This window comes from Acinetobacter sp. (assembly GCF_041919735.1).
Classification (GTDB): Bacteria; Pseudomonadota; Gammaproteobacteria; order Pseudomonadales; family Moraxellaceae; genus Acinetobacter.
This window is the reverse complement of record NZ_JAYRTF010000010.1, coordinates 76273-91224: the sequence shown is the minus strand read 5'-3', so window position 1 is coordinate 91224 and position 14952 is coordinate 76273. Positions and strand designations below refer to the sequence as shown.

Genomic DNA, 14952 nt, shown 5'->3' with positions numbered 1-14952 from the left:
TTATATTCAATAAAGATCAAAAACGCAGTGATAATAAAAATGATTTTTAAATTGCACACCCGATCTTGGGAAAGATTTTTTCTGATTCCTTTTCTGCAGTTATTATGCATCAGTGCGCTGATTAACATTCTCAAACTCTTTATTCATAGTTTTTCAACTGCCATTCCTGTATTAATATTGCTCAGCATACTCATGGTGCGTGTTCCGTATAGCATGCTGAAACTCGCACCCAAACATGCCTATAAAGCAACCGCAGCTTATATGTTTTTGATTTTTTGCTTGACGCAGCTGCTCATTTTTATGGCCCAATATGCAGATCAGCAACCCTATCAGCCTAAAGGAATAATTGGATGTTTTATTATGACCATGATCGCCATGATGATTTACCGTATATTGCATGATCCGGACGATTTACAACCAGAAAATGCTGAAACATAAGATCATCAGACTGTATCCGTCAGCAGCATACAACTTGCTTAGGCTATTTTCTTCAGTTAAGGCTATGCTTAATCTTGTGCATTAAAATAATCTACGCGATCAATCATTAAACAGGCTTTCACCGCAATTTTTTTATTTTACTTCATCCATGTAGCACATTAAAAACCGCCTTAAATCGACTGCAAACAATCCTGCAAGGTATAAACTTCAATTTTAAGCTCTTCATCTTTGAACTGTTTTTCGAATTTTTTGCAAAATTTATGCATTTTTTCTGCATCCTGATGCACTGCCAGCCAGTAATATTGTTCCGAGCAAATCAACAGCAATTGATATTGATACCGGCTTAATTCCTGACACAGCGCGTTCAGAATCATTTCTGCGAGCTGTTCCTGCACATTGTAATATTTGCCTAAAAGCTGCTTGGATTTTTCATAGTGCGCATAAACCGGATGAATTTTCTGGGTTATATCCTGATGAATTTGCACAATATTTATCTGTAAATCTTGCAATACGGCGCTTCGCGCCAGATCCGCTTCCATAAAATTCAACGGATCGAACCTCATGATGAATGTACGTTCATGGCGCTCTTTTTTTTCTGACAGCAGCCACAAGCCAAACTGCTCAAAGCTGCGGCGGTTTTTAGATTTTGGAATTTTCCGAGTTTGCAGTTCTGGATACCATGCCTGCAGCCATTGATAGATTTTTTTATCGTTCATGTTTGAATTCTTCTATCGTTATTGTTCAAAACACAACATTGCCTGCCCTTTGACCAGTCTCAGCTCAGGCCTATGACTGAGCGTAGCCCGATCTTAACAAGGTGATTTGAACAAAATATGACAGCTCAGCAAAAACCTTAAAATTTCCATACGGTTTTTCTGCAAAATTCAAAATTCAAAATTCAATCAAAACCATCGGTTCTTCATTACCAAACATCTCATTAAAATTGCTGATAATACAGTCCACCAGTTCTTCATTATTCGGCACCAGCAGCCAATAAGGATTTTCCTGCTCTATCACTAAAAGCGCCAGTTCATAAGGCTCGATAAACAGTTTGATGTTGCTGAAAATGACATTGTAGGTAAATTCAAAATCGTAGGCATGCGCAGGTTCCGGATCAATTTCCTGATCACTTTCTTCATACATCTCCAGAAATGCACCCATTTCAGCATCGATTTGATTATTCAGCTCATCCAAGTCAATGTTCAGCTGCTGCAGCCGGTGGCACTCCGCAATGCCATTTTGATGGTAATCCATCATCTGCAGCTGCTGCAGATTAGAATAAAACTGATTGAGCCACAGCGTTAAGCTTTCAAAATTATCCTGTTCCTCAGGCAAGGCGGCGTCTTTCAACTCTGGAAAAGCAACCTGCAAAGCCTGATACAGTGTCTTATGCATGCATCTACTCCTATTGGGTTCTATTCCAATAAGCTTTTGTTATATATAATTTTGTAAGCTCAATAGCTGGAATATCCATAAACCGATAAAATACCCTGCTAACAGCATAGACGAATAATTGAGCGCTTTATAGCCAATAATCGTTAATAAATACGACATCAATACAGGAATTTAATGATATGGCGCAGTTTGCAGTCATCGGACTTGGGAGTTTTGGCGCAACCATTGCGACAGAATTGACGAGCTTGAAGCACGATGTGATTGGCATAGACAGCAATAAAAAATTTGTCGAAAGCATCTCTGATCAGCTGACGCATGCTGTCATTGCCGATGCGACCGATGAACATGTGCTCAGCGAGTTGAATATTCAAAAATGCGAAGCTGTTGTCGTTGCCATCGGCGAAGACATTGAAGCCAGCATTCTATGCGTGCTGCATCTGAAAAATTTAGGCATCAACAAGATCTGGGTAAAAGCCAAATCAAAAGCGCATCATATGATACTGACCCATTTGGGCGTAGATAAAATCATCCATCCTGAAGAAGATATGGGCGTGCGAATCGCGCAATCTCTCAGCTATCCGATGGTCAGCCGCTATATGGCGCTGGAAGATGATCACTATATTGTCAAAGTGCAGCTCAAAGAAGCCCAGCAAGGCTGGCGCTTTAACCAGCTGATGGAGCATGCTCCGGAAATTAAAACACTGCTGCATAAACGTGGCAAAGACATTCTGTTCAGCATTGACCCCAATATGATTTTACAAAAAGGTGATATCCTCGTTGTAGAAGGATTGCTTGAACCCTTACGCCGCCTATCGAAACATTTTAAAAGTGTATGAAAAAACTGCATAACAAAAAGCATGGCACCATTAACCTGAGCCCGCCGAGCCTGCTGGCATTAGGTTTTATGATCTTGATTATTCTTGGCACATTGCTGCTGATGCTGCCTTTTTCCCATCATGGTGAACTCAGCTGGCTGAACGCCCTGTTCACCTCGGCCTCTGCCGTCACCATTACCGGGCTGTCTGTCGTCAACGTCGGTGAAGCCTATACTGTCTTTGGCAAACTGGTCATCATGTTTCTGCTGCAGTGCGGCGGCTTGGGCTTTATGAGCTTTGCCATTTTGGCAGTCTTGAGCCTGTCGCCGCAACTGGGCTTGAAGCAGCAAGTTATGGCGCAGGAAACCATTGGCCAAACCAGCTTGAAAAAAGTGGCTTTCACCATTAAAGGCGTTTTTCTCTATTCACTTTTTTTTGAAGCTGTCGGCACGGTCATTCTAACCATTGCATGGCTGGGAGATTACAACTTTGCGCAAGCCTTTTTCTATGCCGCCTTTTACAGCGTTTCGGCCTTCAATAACGGTGGGTTCTCTTTATTTCCAAACAGCTTGATGAGCTTCGCAGACCAGTATTTCATTACCTTCACCATCAGTATGCTGTATATCATTGGCGGCATCGGTTTTTTGGTGCTGATGGATATTAAGCAGCATAAAAGCTGGAAGAAGCTCAGCCCCAACAGCAAGCTGATTTTATCAGCCATTGCCGGACTGAATATTTTTGCCTTTATTGCCATTTGGAGCTTAGAAGCCAGCAATCCATTGACGCTGGCGCCCATGAGCCTTGGCGATCAAGCAGTCAACGCATGGTTCCATGCCACTGTGCCGCGCTCTTCGGGCTTTAACAGCCTGCCGATGGATCAGCTCTCCGATGCTTCATCCTTAATTACCATGATGCTGATGTTTATTGGCGGCGGTTCACTCAGTACCGCTGGCGGCATTAAAGTCGGCACGTTTATTATCGTTGTGCTCAGCGTGATCAGCTTTTTGCGCCGTGAGGATGAAGTGCGGGTATTTAATCATTCAGTGCCTCAGAAAACGACATTTAAAGCGCTGGCTGTTATTTTTATTACCGTCACGCTGATTTTTATCGGGTTTTTCAGCCTGCTGCTGATTGAACCCAATATGCGCTTTCAAGATTTGCTGTTTGAGGCGGTTTCTGCCGCTTGCACGGTTGGACTATCGCGGGGCATTACCGGTGAATTGCAGCCAGCAAGTTTGCTCATATTGATCGTGCTGATGTTTGCAGGCCGGCTTGGCCCGCTGACCTTGGCGTATTTAATTGCAACGCCGAAAAAAAGCCGCTTGAAGCATCCCGCAACCGAAATACAAATTGGCTAATACATGCAGCTGCAATCGAATTTGACTCGATTGACTCTAATTTAAGATTTAAGAGCAAATAAAAAAACCGCGCAAATGCGCGGTTTTTTTATTCACTGGTTTTAGAACCAATTTAACAGTGATACACCCAAGCCGACATAAGTCGCACGGTGATTATAATCAATCAAGCTTTCTCCATAACCATCAAACAATTGGAACTGCCCGCGCAGCTTGCCGCTGATCGGGAACGTCCAGTCAAACTGCACAGCGCCGTGAGAATTATTGCCGCCTTTTAAGGAATGGCGCAGCATCAGGCTAAAGTCATGCTCTTTATAGCGGTAAAAGGCAGTCATATCGCCGCGGCCAACATAATCTGCAATATCCGGGTTATTGTCGTCCGGCAAATCTTCTTCAAGGCGGTACCATGGACGCACCATCAGCGCAAAATTGTCTTTTTCAAACCCTAAATTCAAAATCACACGATTCCAGCTGCGAGACAGCGGATCAGAACGGCCATTAGACTGATGATTCAAGGTCAGGCCCAGCATGCGCCAATTCAAGCCCAGCAGTTCATAATTGGTACGGAATACTAAACTTGCTTCAGGTTCGTAGTTAGTTTCACGAAAAGGCCGCGATTCATCTTCGTTATACACTTGCCAACGTGAAGACTGCGTATAGCCCAGCCAAACATCACCATTATCGCCAAACAAGTTTTCAACCGCTTTGGTTTTTAAAGACAGCTGGAACTTAGCTTCCATCGACTTTAAATTTTGCGTTTCGTCTGGCTGTACAGTATTCAGCGCATTGGGGCTCGATGGCCGCTCGTTTTTATCCGATGTCCAATAGCCCGGCATCAAATAAACAGGCTGGTAACCGCGGATATTCCATGTCCCTAATTTGCTTTCAGGCGACAACTCCCAACGGCTGTCCAGCATAGACAGATTTGGATTTAAGTTTGGCGCTTCTACTGCAAATAAGCGGTCTGTAAACGCATGGCTGACCTTTTGCTTCAATGTCAGCTTTTCTGTTGGCTCTGGCTGAATTTCCTGCGCGGCCTGGCGTTCAGAAACCAGGAGCGGCTTGGCCTCATCAGGAATTTTAAAAAAAGCATCATAACAAGCCAAGCGCTCAGCACTTGATGCCAGCGCAACACAGGCTTCCGCCGTTGCAGGCTTAGCAACCACTTCTGCATTTTGCGCATACGCAGCCGCTGCCGTCATTGAGCTGAGCACAATGCTCAGCTTCAATGCAGTACGCTCAAAAGAATTGAACGCCATACTCACCTCTTCTTTTTGAAGAATTCATTGTTGTAAATTAAAAAGCCGATTCAATTGACTTGCTTAATGTCAAATCCAAGTTCGGCCAAAGTTTCACGTTTTGCCACTGGCGCAACGACAGCTTTCACAGGCTTCTGATCAAGCAAATACAGTTGAGCGACACGTTTCAAGTCGTCCAGCGTCACTTTCAGCAAGCGCTCACGCAATACTTTGCGGAAGGCCGGCGTGCGCTGATGCAGCAATGAATAGCAGGCGGTAATGGCTTCACCCGCTGGTGAACCCGGTTTATCCATGCTGGCGATTAAGCCTAAAATCGCTTCTTCCAGCTGATGATCCAGCTGCTCTGCATTGAACAGCCACTGCACGCTGGCTTCAAAATCTTTGAAAGTCTCTGCTAAGCGCGGATCACGGTAGCTGTAAAAACGGAATGAGCAGGCATTGCCGTCATAGCTTGCCCCGCCGCCATATGCGCCGCCCTTTTCACGGATTGCGCTATGCAGGAAGCCATTGCGCAAATACGATGCCAGCACCATCAGCGGCGCAGCGTCAGGATGAGACACTTCCACGGCAGGATAGGCTGATGCGCAGAATTGAACATTGGCTTGAATCAGCCAAGCTTCGTCATTTACGCTATGCGCCGGCTGAACTTTGGTTAAATCACGTTCAATATCGGCAATTGACACTTTATCCCAAACAGTCTGCACTTCTTCAACCAAGCGCTCTGAATGATGCTCTTCACACACCACCAAGAATTGTTTTGGCGCTTTCAGCAAACGGTTATGAATCAGCTTCAGTTCTTCAATCAGCGCATTGTAAGCGGCATCATCCTGTTCAATATTCGCAGTCAGATTGCCCAGCCAGTTGAGAGCGCCTAAACCGGTATTGTTGTAATCACGCAAAGCCAAAGCGCTGTGATTGCGGCTGGCGATCTGCATGGCATAGCTGTGGCCCGAACCGGACAAACGGGATTGCCAGCGGGTTTTGCGCTGCTGCAGCAGCTCGATAATGCGGTCTTTTTCATCAAAACGCAGCTGCTCAAACGCCAATTTCAGCAATTTGATGGCTTCGAAATTATTCACCAAAGATTTGGTGGTGAGTGTCATCCACGCGCTGATCTGATTTTTATCATCAGCTTTAGAACGCAAAGATGCGCCCATGCCCAGACCGCCGCTGACAGCTGTCTGCAGCTGCTGCAATTCCAGATAGCCGTATTGGCCTGCACCCACTTCACCCATCAAAATCGACAGCAAATTAAAGTAAGGTGATTGCACAATGTCATTTGGCACTTGAATCAGCACTTGCTGATAGTAAATGCCATTGGTGCCTGCATGGTACAGATTCAGCGGCATATCCATGCCATTGGAAATGATTTCACGCAGCTGGCCTTGTACAATTTGCAGTTCCGCCGGCACATCTTCCAAACCGACTTTTGGCAGCAGATTCAAATCATCCGGCGTATCTTGACGGATATTTAAGGCCTCAGTCTGCGCAATGATCCCCGCTTTTTGTGCTTCAGTCAGTTTTGCGCCAATTTCTGCAAGGCGGGCTTTTTCCGCTTCCGCTTCTTTGGCAGATTTTTGCGCATCCGGCACCAAAGTCATTTGCACGCGGTGTGTATTGTCAATCAAATAAGTTTTGATTAAGTTCGACAGCCACATCGGATCTTTCAGCTCTTCTTTCACTTGCTCAATTGCAGTGTCGACATCCCACACATGAACAGGGTCTGAATGATGAATGACGCTGCCCAAGCCATTTAAAATCAGGCTCAAGCCGTATGGCATGCCGTCGCCGTTAATTTCACGCTGATGCAATTCAATCTGATGCAAAATTGCATCAACCATGGCGCTGTCCACCGGTTTAGACGCTGCATCTTCTAAAATTTTAAACACGCCATTTTTAAATTCTTCTGCATGTTCAGGGTTTGAACCCTGCACGCCGCAGAAGAACGTCATTTCAAAGTTGGAATCATCCACCCCCATAATCGGGCCGGTAGATTGCGCATAGCCGCAAGTTTCCAAATAATGGCGCAGCGGTGAAGCTGAATCTTCCAGCAGCACCCCTTCAACCAGACGCATGCCTAAGCGCAATTTAATATCGCTGGCCTGCGGCAACAGCCAAGAAATAATGTGATAAGTCTTGTCTTTCAGGTCTTCTGCATCGACCGCATAGGTTTCTGTTACTTCAACAGGCGCAGTTAAACGGCGTTCAGGTTTTGAATGCAGCGTTTCACCCTGCTTGAATTTCGCCAGAGCCAAGGTTTCAAACTGTTCTTGCAATTTGTAAGCCGGCTCATTGCCGAAAGTCATGAATACCGCATTGCTTGGGTGATAGTGCGATTTATAAAAATTAACCAGCTCTGGGTAAGTTAAATCTGGAATGTCTTTCGGGTCGCCGCCTGAATTGTAATGATAGGTAGTTTCTGGGAATAAATGATGCGCCAGCTGATGATACAGCTGATCTGAAGGTGAACTCATCGCGCCTTTCATTTCATTGAAGACCACGCCTTTGTAAACCGGCTCGCCATTTTCCAATTCAATGCGGATGCCTTCCTGCGCAAAATCCAGCGGATTTAAATTGGCAGAAAAAGCCGCATCCAAATACACTTCCAGCAGGTTTTGGAAATCTTTTTTGTTCTGCGTTGCAAATGGATAAGCTGTCCAGTCCGCCGCTGTGAATGCGTTCATGAACGTGTTCAATGAACGGCGGATCATCAAGAAGAACGGATCACGCACAGGAAACTTTTCAGAACCGCATAATGCAGTATGTTCTAAAATATGCGCTTCGCCTTTCGAATCCATCGGCTGGGTGCGAAACGCCACTAAAAACACGTTTTCATCGTGTTCAGAAGCCAGGTGATAATGCACGGCGCCTGTAACTTTATGGGTATATTCAGACACTAAAATGTCTAAGGCTTCAACATGGTGTTGACGTACCAACTGAAACGCGGGATGAACAGTTTGTGAAATGGTTTCAGTGACATCTACAGTCATGTGATCTCCTAATCTAATGCATTTTTAAGACCCTTGAGTATACCTGAAAAAGAGAAATAGGATTCATTCAAAAAGAAATTTCCGAGCGATTCAGTCGCCATTGGGAAATTTCTGCTTTTTGATGTTTAATTTTTAATATCTGGCTTCAGCTTTCGCCCACAGCGCATTCATTCCAGCCCGTTCAATACCGGCTCTTGCAAATCAAAACCAGACACACTGCACCAGATGAAATGGATACGCTTTCAGGCTGCAGCCGGTCAAGGATTCAATTTTAAATAGCCATACTGATGCAAGCGGCGGGACTCACGGGCGCCAAAAAAAGAAGCAGCTGCCTTCAACTGCTTCAGCACAGAGTTAAACCATCTCGGATTGAGCGTATAAAACCGCAATTTCAAGATGACAGCTCAAAAAGTGCCTTGAATAACCAAAGCTTAGCTTAATAATCATCACTTAAGCATCCCCCTCAGCCATTGCTGATCTGCCGATTCAGCGGCCCCTCCGTCCGCTGTGACCAATATACGCACAGGCTGATGGCGGCCAAAAGCACTGCGGAAGCCGCAAACCGGCTCAAATCCAAACCGCCGGAGCTGATCGGCTTATCCAAGAAATCTCCGACCACCGCCCCGAGCGGACGGGTCAAAATAAATGCAGACCAGAACAGCAAGGTATGCGAAACCTTCGTGAACTTATACAGCACAAAAATTAATGCAATCAAGGCGCTGAACAATGCAATGCCGCCGCTATACCCCAAGCCGGCTGTATCCGCAGACCAATCGCCCAGCGCGGTACCTAAGGTTTGTGAAAAAGTAATGGTCAGCCAGTAAAACAGCTCCGCGCGCGGATGATTGACCGCTTGCGGGGAAATACTGCCTTCCGCCTGATGCCAAATCCACAAAGACAAGCCAACCAAGGACAATAAAATCGTACTGCCGCCAACGTAGCCAATGCCTAAAGAACGGTCTACAAAATCTGCCAGCGTTGTCCCCACAGTCGTGCTGGCAATAATCGTAAACCAGTATAAAAACGGCTGGTACTGTTTAGATTTGATTTGGAAAAATACCGCGCCGATAAAAACCGCGGCAAAAATGAATGTACTGAGCAAATATCCTAAATTCAGCGACATGGATAAGGCATCACCAGCCGTTTCGCCAAAAGTGGTCGCGAAAATTTTAGTGATCCAGAACAATGCCGTAATTTGCGGCACTTTGGCCAGCAATTCATGAAAATCATTTGTTGGTGCAGATGCAACTGACATAACAGCAGCCCTAAAAAAATAATTTCAAGGCTATTGTTTGCAGGCAGGCTTAAACAAAGATTAAAAAAATTCTAATGATGATGAGGAGTTGCAAAATAAGTTACAGAAACTGAATATCCTGCAAAAATGCACAGCTTAGCAAGCAAAAAACACGGCAATCATAGAGATTGCTGTGCTTTCAAAACCGCGTAAAGAACGCTGATTATGCAATTAAATATTTGAAATAATTGTAATTTGGGTGGTTTTCAACAAAAACATAATTATGCTTTTGATAAAATTTGGCGGCATCTTTCTGCTCTGTATTCAAACACAGCGCCGAATAAAAAGGCTTGGCCATTTTTTCCAGCTCTAAAAGCAGTTTTTTGCCTACGCCATATTGACGGTATTTCGGATGCACGTAGAAACGGCGCAAGCGGCCAATGCGCTCTTCAACGCCAGCATCACCCCATTGCTGATTCAAACCGCCGCAGCCCACTAAAGTTTCGCCGTCAAAGGCCAGCAGCAGGCTCTCACCTTTTTGGTCAAAACGGTTTTTCCCGCTTTGAAATTCTTCAATTAAGCGCTGAATAAATGCATAGCCTTCTTGATTTGCCAATGCCGCAAGAACTTCAATTTGTTTAGGCAATTGTTCGGCTTGACGAATACTTATTTCCATATACCCACGCTTTTTAATTTAATACTCAATTGATCTATTTTCGGCAGCTGCATCAGCAAAACTGCAGAAGAACCATAGTGGTCTATGTAAATAAAAAAATGAACGATGATCAATAGCAAAGAGAAACAAATGTTCAAATAATGCAAAAAAGCCTAAATTTTTAGCGCTTTTCAGGCCATTCCCCAGCACATTATGCAAGATCAGCCCATACTGAGCGGCGCATAACAGCCGCATACAGACAGGAAATGAAAGACCCAGCATGCAACAAGACCATGAATTTTATTCAACAAACTACAGCAATCCTGAGCATTCGTGTAAACTTAGCACTTTCATTTTTGATGTGACCGAAAGACATGGCGACTGTTGATCTTTTTGCAATTGGCAATGCATTAATTGACCAGGAATTTAAAGTTTCTGATGATTTTCTTACTCAGCAAAATTTGCAAAAAGGCACAATGCAGCTGACTGATGGCGAAACGCAAGCTACTCTGTACAGCAATCTGCAAGCCAGCCAAATCTATAAAGGTCAAGCATCCGGCGGTTCAGCAGCCAATACAACTGTTGCATTCAGCGCGCTGGGCGGTTCTGCATTTTATGCCTGCCGTGTCGGCAATGACCATTTGGGCAAAATCTATTTGGATGGTCTGAATGAGGCCGGCATTCAAACTGCAGCACATTCGATCAGTGAAGGCGTAACAGGCACTTGCATGGTCTTGGTCAGCGAAGACTCTGAACGCACAATGCATACGTATTTAGGCATTACCGCAGAACTGTCGGACAGCGAAATTGACTTTGCGCCGCTGGCATCTGCGAAATGGCTGTATATCGAAGGCTATTTATCTACCAGCGACTCAGCGCGCGCAGCCGTCAAGCAAGCCCGTGAAATCGCCAAAGCCAATGGTGTGCAAATTGCTTTAACACTTTCAGATCCAGCAATGGTGCAATATGCCCGTCAAGGCCTGGATGAGCTGCTGGATGATGGCGTAGATTTATTGTTCTGCAACGAGCATGAAGCCATGATGTATACCGAAACCGAAACGGTAGAAGCTGCACTGGCGAAACTGCAATCACTCAGCAAGCACATTGTCATTACATTGAGCGCAAAAGGCGCATTAATCCATAATCAAGAGCAAACATTTGCTGTACCTGGCCGCAAAGTGACCGCTGTGGATGCCAATGGCGCAGGCGATGCATTTGCGGGCGCGTTCTTATATGCCTTAAATGCAGGTTTGGATTACAAAGCTGCTGCTCAGCTCGCTATTTTGATTTCAAGTGAAGTGGTTGCTCAATTCGGGCCGCGCTTAGCGACTCAAGAATACGCGCAATTGCTGCAAAACTTTTTAAAGGAATGTGCATAATGCATAAAATTTGCATGACTGAGGATGTGCCTGAGCGCGAAGCACGCGCTTATGAAACACCCAATGGCGATACTATTTTTGTGACCCAGCGTGATGGCGCATACTACGCCTATCAAAATTTATGCCCGCACCTGCAGGTTGAATTGGAATTTTTAGAAAACCAATTTTTAGACCGCGATCAGGAATATATCGAATGCTCTACGCATGGCGCATTGTTTCTGGTGGAAACAGGTGAATGCATCTCTGGTCCATGCCAAGGCCAATCTCTTGAAAAAGTTGAGATTAACGTGCATTCTGATGGCGGAATCTATCTTTTAGACGAATAAGCGTTCAGACAGCTAATGCCAGCAGGATCCTGCCATGCCCGAGTTTTTTACAGACTACAACTTAATGCCTTTTCATATAAGCCTTATTGCTGTTGTCTTGCTGGGCATGGCGGAAACTGTGGGGTACTACATCAAGCTGCGCCCAACGACCTTATTCAAAAGATTTTCAGCTAAGCATTTGGATGATCTGCCGCTCTTAAACGTCAAGTTTTCAAAAACCCTGATTATTTTTTTCTTATTGATGAATTTCAGCTTTGCAGGCTATTTTCTGCAATTCTGCATTTATGCGCGGGAACTGTCCTTTTTCCCCGTTTATTATCTAATTCTCCCAGTGCTCATCATTGCCATATTTTTTACGGTCTTTATGATTCATTGCCTGGACCAAGTGATTCCGACCAAGCGCATCAAACAGCAAGTGAACCTGCTTGGCCGCCTAGCAACCATTTCCAGCGGCAGCGCCCGTCCGGGATTTTCCGCACAGGCCCGTGTACGCGATGAATTTGGCCAGCTGCATTATGTGCAAGTCGAGCCAGAGTTCGGAGAATTAGAATTTCAATCGCAAGTTATTCTTATCCGGCCTAAAAAATCACACTATATCGCCAAGCGCATCAGCCCATCGAACCGCCTTTTCAACCTAGATTTAGACCACTGATTTTTAATGCGATGGTATATTCAACTCAATCCACATCAAACAGCCGTGTATTTCAATATTTTTTGCTGCATAGGTCATTTCTAGACAGGCGCTTAATTGGATCTGCGGCGGCAAGCTTAAGACACAATCCCTAAGGCTCATCCCCCAAAAACTCATCCACCAAGACCCAATAATAGAAAAGGCTCATCTATTGATACAGACAAGCCGAATAATGAATCAATACAGATGTTCAGCATCATTCATGCTGAAGCAGCTGTTAACGCTTGAGGAAACCAGCAACCAAACTCATCACTTGCTGAATATCCGCATTGGCTTCTGTATTGCTGGTTTGACTGCCTTGCGGCGTCAATGAATCGATAATCTGCGGCAATACTGAAGAAATTGCGCTGTAAATATCCTGCTTGGGCGCCTGAGTTTCTTGCGCAATCTGTTCAATATCCGCCTCATCAAACAGGCTTTGCACCTGCTGCGGATTTACGGCCGCATTTTCACCCGGGCCTGTAGAAACCCAATCATCAACTTGGCTGCTGATGCCTTGACCGCGCAGCTGATCTAATGCGCCTTGTAAACCGCCCTGCTTCTGAATCCATGCCAATACCAGCGGCAGCACCGCAATCAGCAAAGCCGATGCATTTGAACCGCCTGCCGTATTATTTTGCTGAGATGGCTGCTGAACAGCACCGCCCAGCTGCCCCAGCACTGAACCTAAAATGCCGCCCAATCCGCCTTGCGCATTGGCCGATGAAGCACTATTACCCATTTGCCCCAGCACCGACCCTAAAATGCCGCCCAAACCGCCTTGCTGATTGCTCTGACTGGAATTTCCCAAGGCCTGCTTTGCTAAAATTTCCACAATATTGCTTAAATTTGTCATTGTTATCTTCCCAATAAGACCCATTTACAGCATACGTTGAAAATTCCAACGGACCGCGTGCAGTTTGTTAATTTTTGCATCTGCTGCCGGCCGCTGCACACGCGCTTACCAGCGGAATTTATTCCAGTTTTCAGGATTTGCCCAAAACTTGGCGTTAAACCAGTCCGGCACATGCTTATACGTTAAAATATTGAATTGCCACAGTGCAAAATTGCTGTCATGCGTGGTTTTATCAATCATTTGGGTAAATCCTAAAGCGCGCAGCAGCTGCTCATCCTGCAATGTGCTGACCACAACAATGCGCTTGGCCATCAAATCACGCAGTTTCACCAGCAGCCGTGATTTATCCTGATTGGAAATATTGGCCATTTCTGCGGTATCAAACAGCACAAAACCCAAATCATAGCGCTGCTGAAAAGGCAGATTTAAAAATTCAGATACGTTAAAATACTGCCATTGAATTGATTGATTATTGCCGTATTGTTCAAGATTTTGACCAATACATAATGCAGTTGAGATAGGCTGTTCAGTCGATAAATCGTCTAGCATTGAAGTGATGACATTTTGCTCAGCCATAACTGCATCCTTATTATTGAAGAGAGTATTTCATGGAACTACAGGGCATTTGCCATAAAATGCGTGCAGGTCTTACCGGCCTTAGTGTAACTGATCAACAGACTCACAAGGCAAATGTTGAATACAAATTTATTTTAGACCGCTCAGAAATTGATCTGCCTTTTCGCTTAGGCCAAGAGATCGAAATCGAATGGACAGGCAATATCTACTGTGTTTCCTGCGGCAGCAAAACGCCAAAATCTTATTCACAAGGCCACTGCTTCAAATGCTTTAAAACCAAAGCAGCATGCGATATGTGCATTATGAAGCCTGAAACCTGCCATTATCATTTAGGCACCTGCCGGGAAGATGATTTTGCGCATGAGGTCTGCTTCCAGCCGCATATTGTGTATTTGGCCAATTCCAGCGCATTGAAAGTCGGCATTACCCGCATCGGCCAAATGCCGACCCGCTGGCTGGATCAAGGCGCGACACAAGCCCTGCCGATTATGAAAGTCGGTTCTCGCCGCCTGTCTGGCCAGCTGGAAATCATGTTCGGCACTCAAGTGGCTGACAAAACGGATTGGCGCAAACTACTGAAAGGTGAAGCTGAGCCGATCAACCTGCTGGAAATACGTGAACAGCTGGTTGAAGAGTTTGCCCCTAAAATTCAGACCATCCGCGACGAATTCAGTCAAAATCTGGAATTCAATGAAACCGTAGAATTGCTGGAAGATGAATTGCCGCGTGAATTTGTCTATCCCGTTGATCAATACCCTGAAAAAATCAAATCGCACAATTTGGACAAAACGCCGGTAATCCGCGGCAAGCTGCAAGGCATTAAAGGCCAATATTTAATTTTGGATACTGGCGTGATCAATATCCGCAAATATACAGGCTACGAAATTAAAATCCGCACGGAATAGCACCCTTGCTGTTTCACTAAAAACGGAAGCGATTCGCTTCCGTTTTTTTATTTATGGCATAAACTCAAATCCTGAAGATCAGCACCATTCAGCTGACCT

The 14952-nt window shown here is 45.1% G+C and carries 15 protein-coding genes; 7 read left to right on the top strand and 8 right to left on the bottom strand.

Features of this window, described 5'->3' with window-relative positions:
• The first annotated feature begins 39 nt into the window (after positions 1–39).
• Positions 40–438 (top strand): hypothetical protein, encoded by a 399-nt coding sequence (locus ACE3T3_RS08000; RefSeq protein ID WP_374665745.1) that lies wholly within the window; start codon positions 40–42, stop codon positions 436–438.
• Positions 439–608: 170 nt separating this feature from the next.
• On the opposite strand, the gene ACE3T3_RS07995 is transcribed toward ACE3T3_RS08000, so the two are convergent.
• Both ACE3T3_RS07995 and ACE3T3_RS07990 read right to left on the bottom strand, forming a co-directional pair.
• Positions 609–1154 carry a hypothetical protein gene (locus tag ACE3T3_RS07995; RefSeq protein WP_374665743.1) on the bottom strand — a complete coding sequence of 182 codons (546 nt, stop codon included), beginning with the start codon at positions 1152–1154 and terminating at the stop codon, positions 609–611.
• 175 nt (positions 1155–1329) lie between these two features.
• On the bottom strand, positions 1330–1833 hold the full coding sequence (locus ACE3T3_RS07990; RefSeq protein ID WP_374665741.1) for a hypothetical protein: 504 nt from the start codon (positions 1831–1833) through the stop codon (positions 1330–1332).
• A 179-nt stretch (positions 1834–2012) separates the two neighbouring features.
• Here ACE3T3_RS07990 and ACE3T3_RS07985 point away from each other — a divergent pair, with 179 nt between their 5' ends.
• Both ACE3T3_RS07985 and ACE3T3_RS07980 read left to right on the top strand, forming a co-directional pair.
• Positions 2013–2669 carry a TrkA family potassium uptake protein gene (locus ACE3T3_RS07985; protein WP_374665739.1) on the top strand — a complete coding sequence of 219 codons (657 nt, stop codon included), beginning with the start codon at positions 2013–2015 and terminating at the stop codon, positions 2667–2669.
• A complete protein-coding gene (locus ACE3T3_RS07980; protein WP_374665737.1) occupies positions 2666–4006 on the top strand; it encodes a TrkH family potassium uptake protein in 1341 nt (446 codons plus the stop codon). The genes ACE3T3_RS07985 and ACE3T3_RS07980 overlap by 4 nt, the downstream gene beginning before the upstream one ends.
• A 101-nt stretch (positions 4007–4107) precedes the next feature.
• Here the strand turns inward: ACE3T3_RS07980 and ACE3T3_RS07975 are convergent, their stop codons facing one another.
• The 4 genes from ACE3T3_RS07975 to ACE3T3_RS07960 all read right to left on the bottom strand — a co-directional run bounded on the left by ACE3T3_RS07975 (position 4108) and on the right by ACE3T3_RS07960 (position 10162).
• Positions 4108–5262, bottom strand: a complete 1155-nt coding sequence (locus ACE3T3_RS07975; RefSeq protein WP_374665735.1) for a phospholipase A — start codon at positions 5260–5262, stop codon at positions 4108–4110.
• 50 nt (positions 5263–5312) lie between these two features.
• Complete coding sequence (locus ACE3T3_RS07970) at positions 5313–8252, bottom strand: insulinase family protein (RefSeq protein WP_374665734.1); 2940 nt, start codon at positions 8250–8252, stop codon at positions 5313–5315.
• A gap of 463 nt (positions 8253–8715) precedes the next feature.
• On the bottom strand, positions 8716–9507 hold the full coding sequence (locus ACE3T3_RS07965; protein WP_374665732.1) for a hypothetical protein: 792 nt from the start codon (positions 9505–9507) through the stop codon (positions 8716–8718).
• Positions 9508–9709: 202 nt separating this feature from the next.
• On the bottom strand, positions 9710–10162 hold the full coding sequence (locus tag ACE3T3_RS07960; RefSeq protein ID WP_374665730.1) for a GNAT family N-acetyltransferase: 453 nt from the start codon (positions 10160–10162) through the stop codon (positions 9710–9712).
• A 353-nt stretch (positions 10163–10515) separates the two neighbouring features.
• Between ACE3T3_RS07960 and ACE3T3_RS07955 the strand changes: the two genes are divergently transcribed.
• The 3 genes from ACE3T3_RS07955 to ACE3T3_RS07945 are packed head-to-tail and all read left to right on the top strand — an operon-like array spanning position 10516 to position 12498.
• A complete protein-coding gene (locus ACE3T3_RS07955) occupies positions 10516–11520 on the top strand; it encodes an adenosine kinase (protein ID WP_374665728.1) in 1005 nt (334 codons plus the stop codon).
• Between the two features lie 14 nt (positions 11521–11534).
• Positions 11535–11846, top strand: coding sequence for a Rieske (2Fe-2S) protein (locus ACE3T3_RS07950; RefSeq protein WP_374665783.1), 312 nt, complete (start codon positions 11535–11537; stop codon positions 11844–11846).
• A gap of 34 nt (positions 11847–11880) precedes the next feature.
• Complete coding sequence (locus ACE3T3_RS07945; RefSeq protein WP_374665726.1) at positions 11881–12498, top strand: OB-fold-containig protein; 618 nt, start codon at positions 11881–11883, stop codon at positions 12496–12498.
• 256 nt (positions 12499–12754) lie between these two features.
• On the opposite strand, the gene ACE3T3_RS07940 is transcribed toward ACE3T3_RS07945, so the two are convergent.
• Entirely contained in the window at positions 12755–13372 is a 618-nt protein-coding gene (locus ACE3T3_RS07940) for a YidB family protein (protein ID WP_374665724.1), read from the bottom strand.
• A gap of 105 nt (positions 13373–13477) precedes the next feature.
• Positions 13478–13948, bottom strand: coding sequence for a DUF6231 family protein (locus tag ACE3T3_RS07935; protein WP_374665722.1), 471 nt, complete (start codon positions 13946–13948; stop codon positions 13478–13480).
• Between the two features lie 32 nt (positions 13949–13980).
• Here ACE3T3_RS07935 and ACE3T3_RS07930 point away from each other — a divergent pair, with 32 nt between their 5' ends.
• On the top strand, positions 13981–14853 hold the full coding sequence (locus tag ACE3T3_RS07930; RefSeq protein ID WP_374665720.1) for a DUF2797 domain-containing protein: 873 nt from the start codon (positions 13981–13983) through the stop codon (positions 14851–14853).
• Positions 14854–14952: the final 99 nt, after the last annotated feature.

Bases quoted from the DNA above. Each gene is read 5' to 3' on its own strand.
- ACE3T3_RS08000 (WP_374665745.1), top strand. From the start codon at position 40: ATGATTTTTAAATTGCACACCCGATCTTGGGAAAGATTTTTTCTGATT.
- ACE3T3_RS07995 (WP_374665743.1), bottom strand. From the start codon at position 1,154: ATGAACGATAAAAAAATCTATCAATGGCTGCAGGCATGGTATCCAGAA.
- ACE3T3_RS07990 (WP_374665741.1), bottom strand. From the start codon at position 1,833: ATGCATAAGACACTGTATCAGGCTTTGCAGGTTGCTTTTCCAGAGTTG.
- ACE3T3_RS07985 (WP_374665739.1), top strand. From the start codon at position 2,013: ATGGCGCAGTTTGCAGTCATCGGACTTGGGAGTTTTGGCGCAACCATT.
- ACE3T3_RS07980 (WP_374665737.1), top strand. From the start codon at position 2,666: ATGAAAAAACTGCATAACAAAAAGCATGGCACCATTAACCTGAGCCCG.
- ACE3T3_RS07975 (WP_374665735.1), bottom strand. From the start codon at position 5,262: ATGGCGTTCAATTCTTTTGAGCGTACTGCATTGAAGCTGAGCATTGTG.
- ACE3T3_RS07970 (WP_374665734.1), bottom strand. From the start codon at position 8,252: ATGACTGTAGATGTCACTGAAACCATTTCACAAACTGTTCATCCCGCG.
- ACE3T3_RS07965 (WP_374665732.1), bottom strand. From the start codon at position 9,507: ATGTCAGTTGCATCTGCACCAACAAATGATTTTCATGAATTGCTGGCC.
- ACE3T3_RS07960 (WP_374665730.1), bottom strand. From the start codon at position 10,162: ATGGAAATAAGTATTCGTCAAGCCGAACAATTGCCTAAACAAATTGAA.
- ACE3T3_RS07955 (WP_374665728.1), top strand. From the start codon at position 10,516: ATGGCGACTGTTGATCTTTTTGCAATTGGCAATGCATTAATTGACCAG.
- ACE3T3_RS07950 (WP_374665783.1), top strand. From the start codon at position 11,535: ATGACTGAGGATGTGCCTGAGCGCGAAGCACGCGCTTATGAAACACCC.
- ACE3T3_RS07945 (WP_374665726.1), top strand. From the start codon at position 11,881: ATGCCCGAGTTTTTTACAGACTACAACTTAATGCCTTTTCATATAAGC.
- ACE3T3_RS07940 (WP_374665724.1), bottom strand. From the start codon at position 13,372: ATGACAAATTTAAGCAATATTGTGGAAATTTTAGCAAAGCAGGCCTTG.
- ACE3T3_RS07935 (WP_374665722.1), bottom strand. From the start codon at position 13,948: ATGGCTGAGCAAAATGTCATCACTTCAATGCTAGACGATTTATCGACT.
- ACE3T3_RS07930 (WP_374665720.1), top strand. From the start codon at position 13,981: ATGGAACTACAGGGCATTTGCCATAAAATGCGTGCAGGTCTTACCGGC.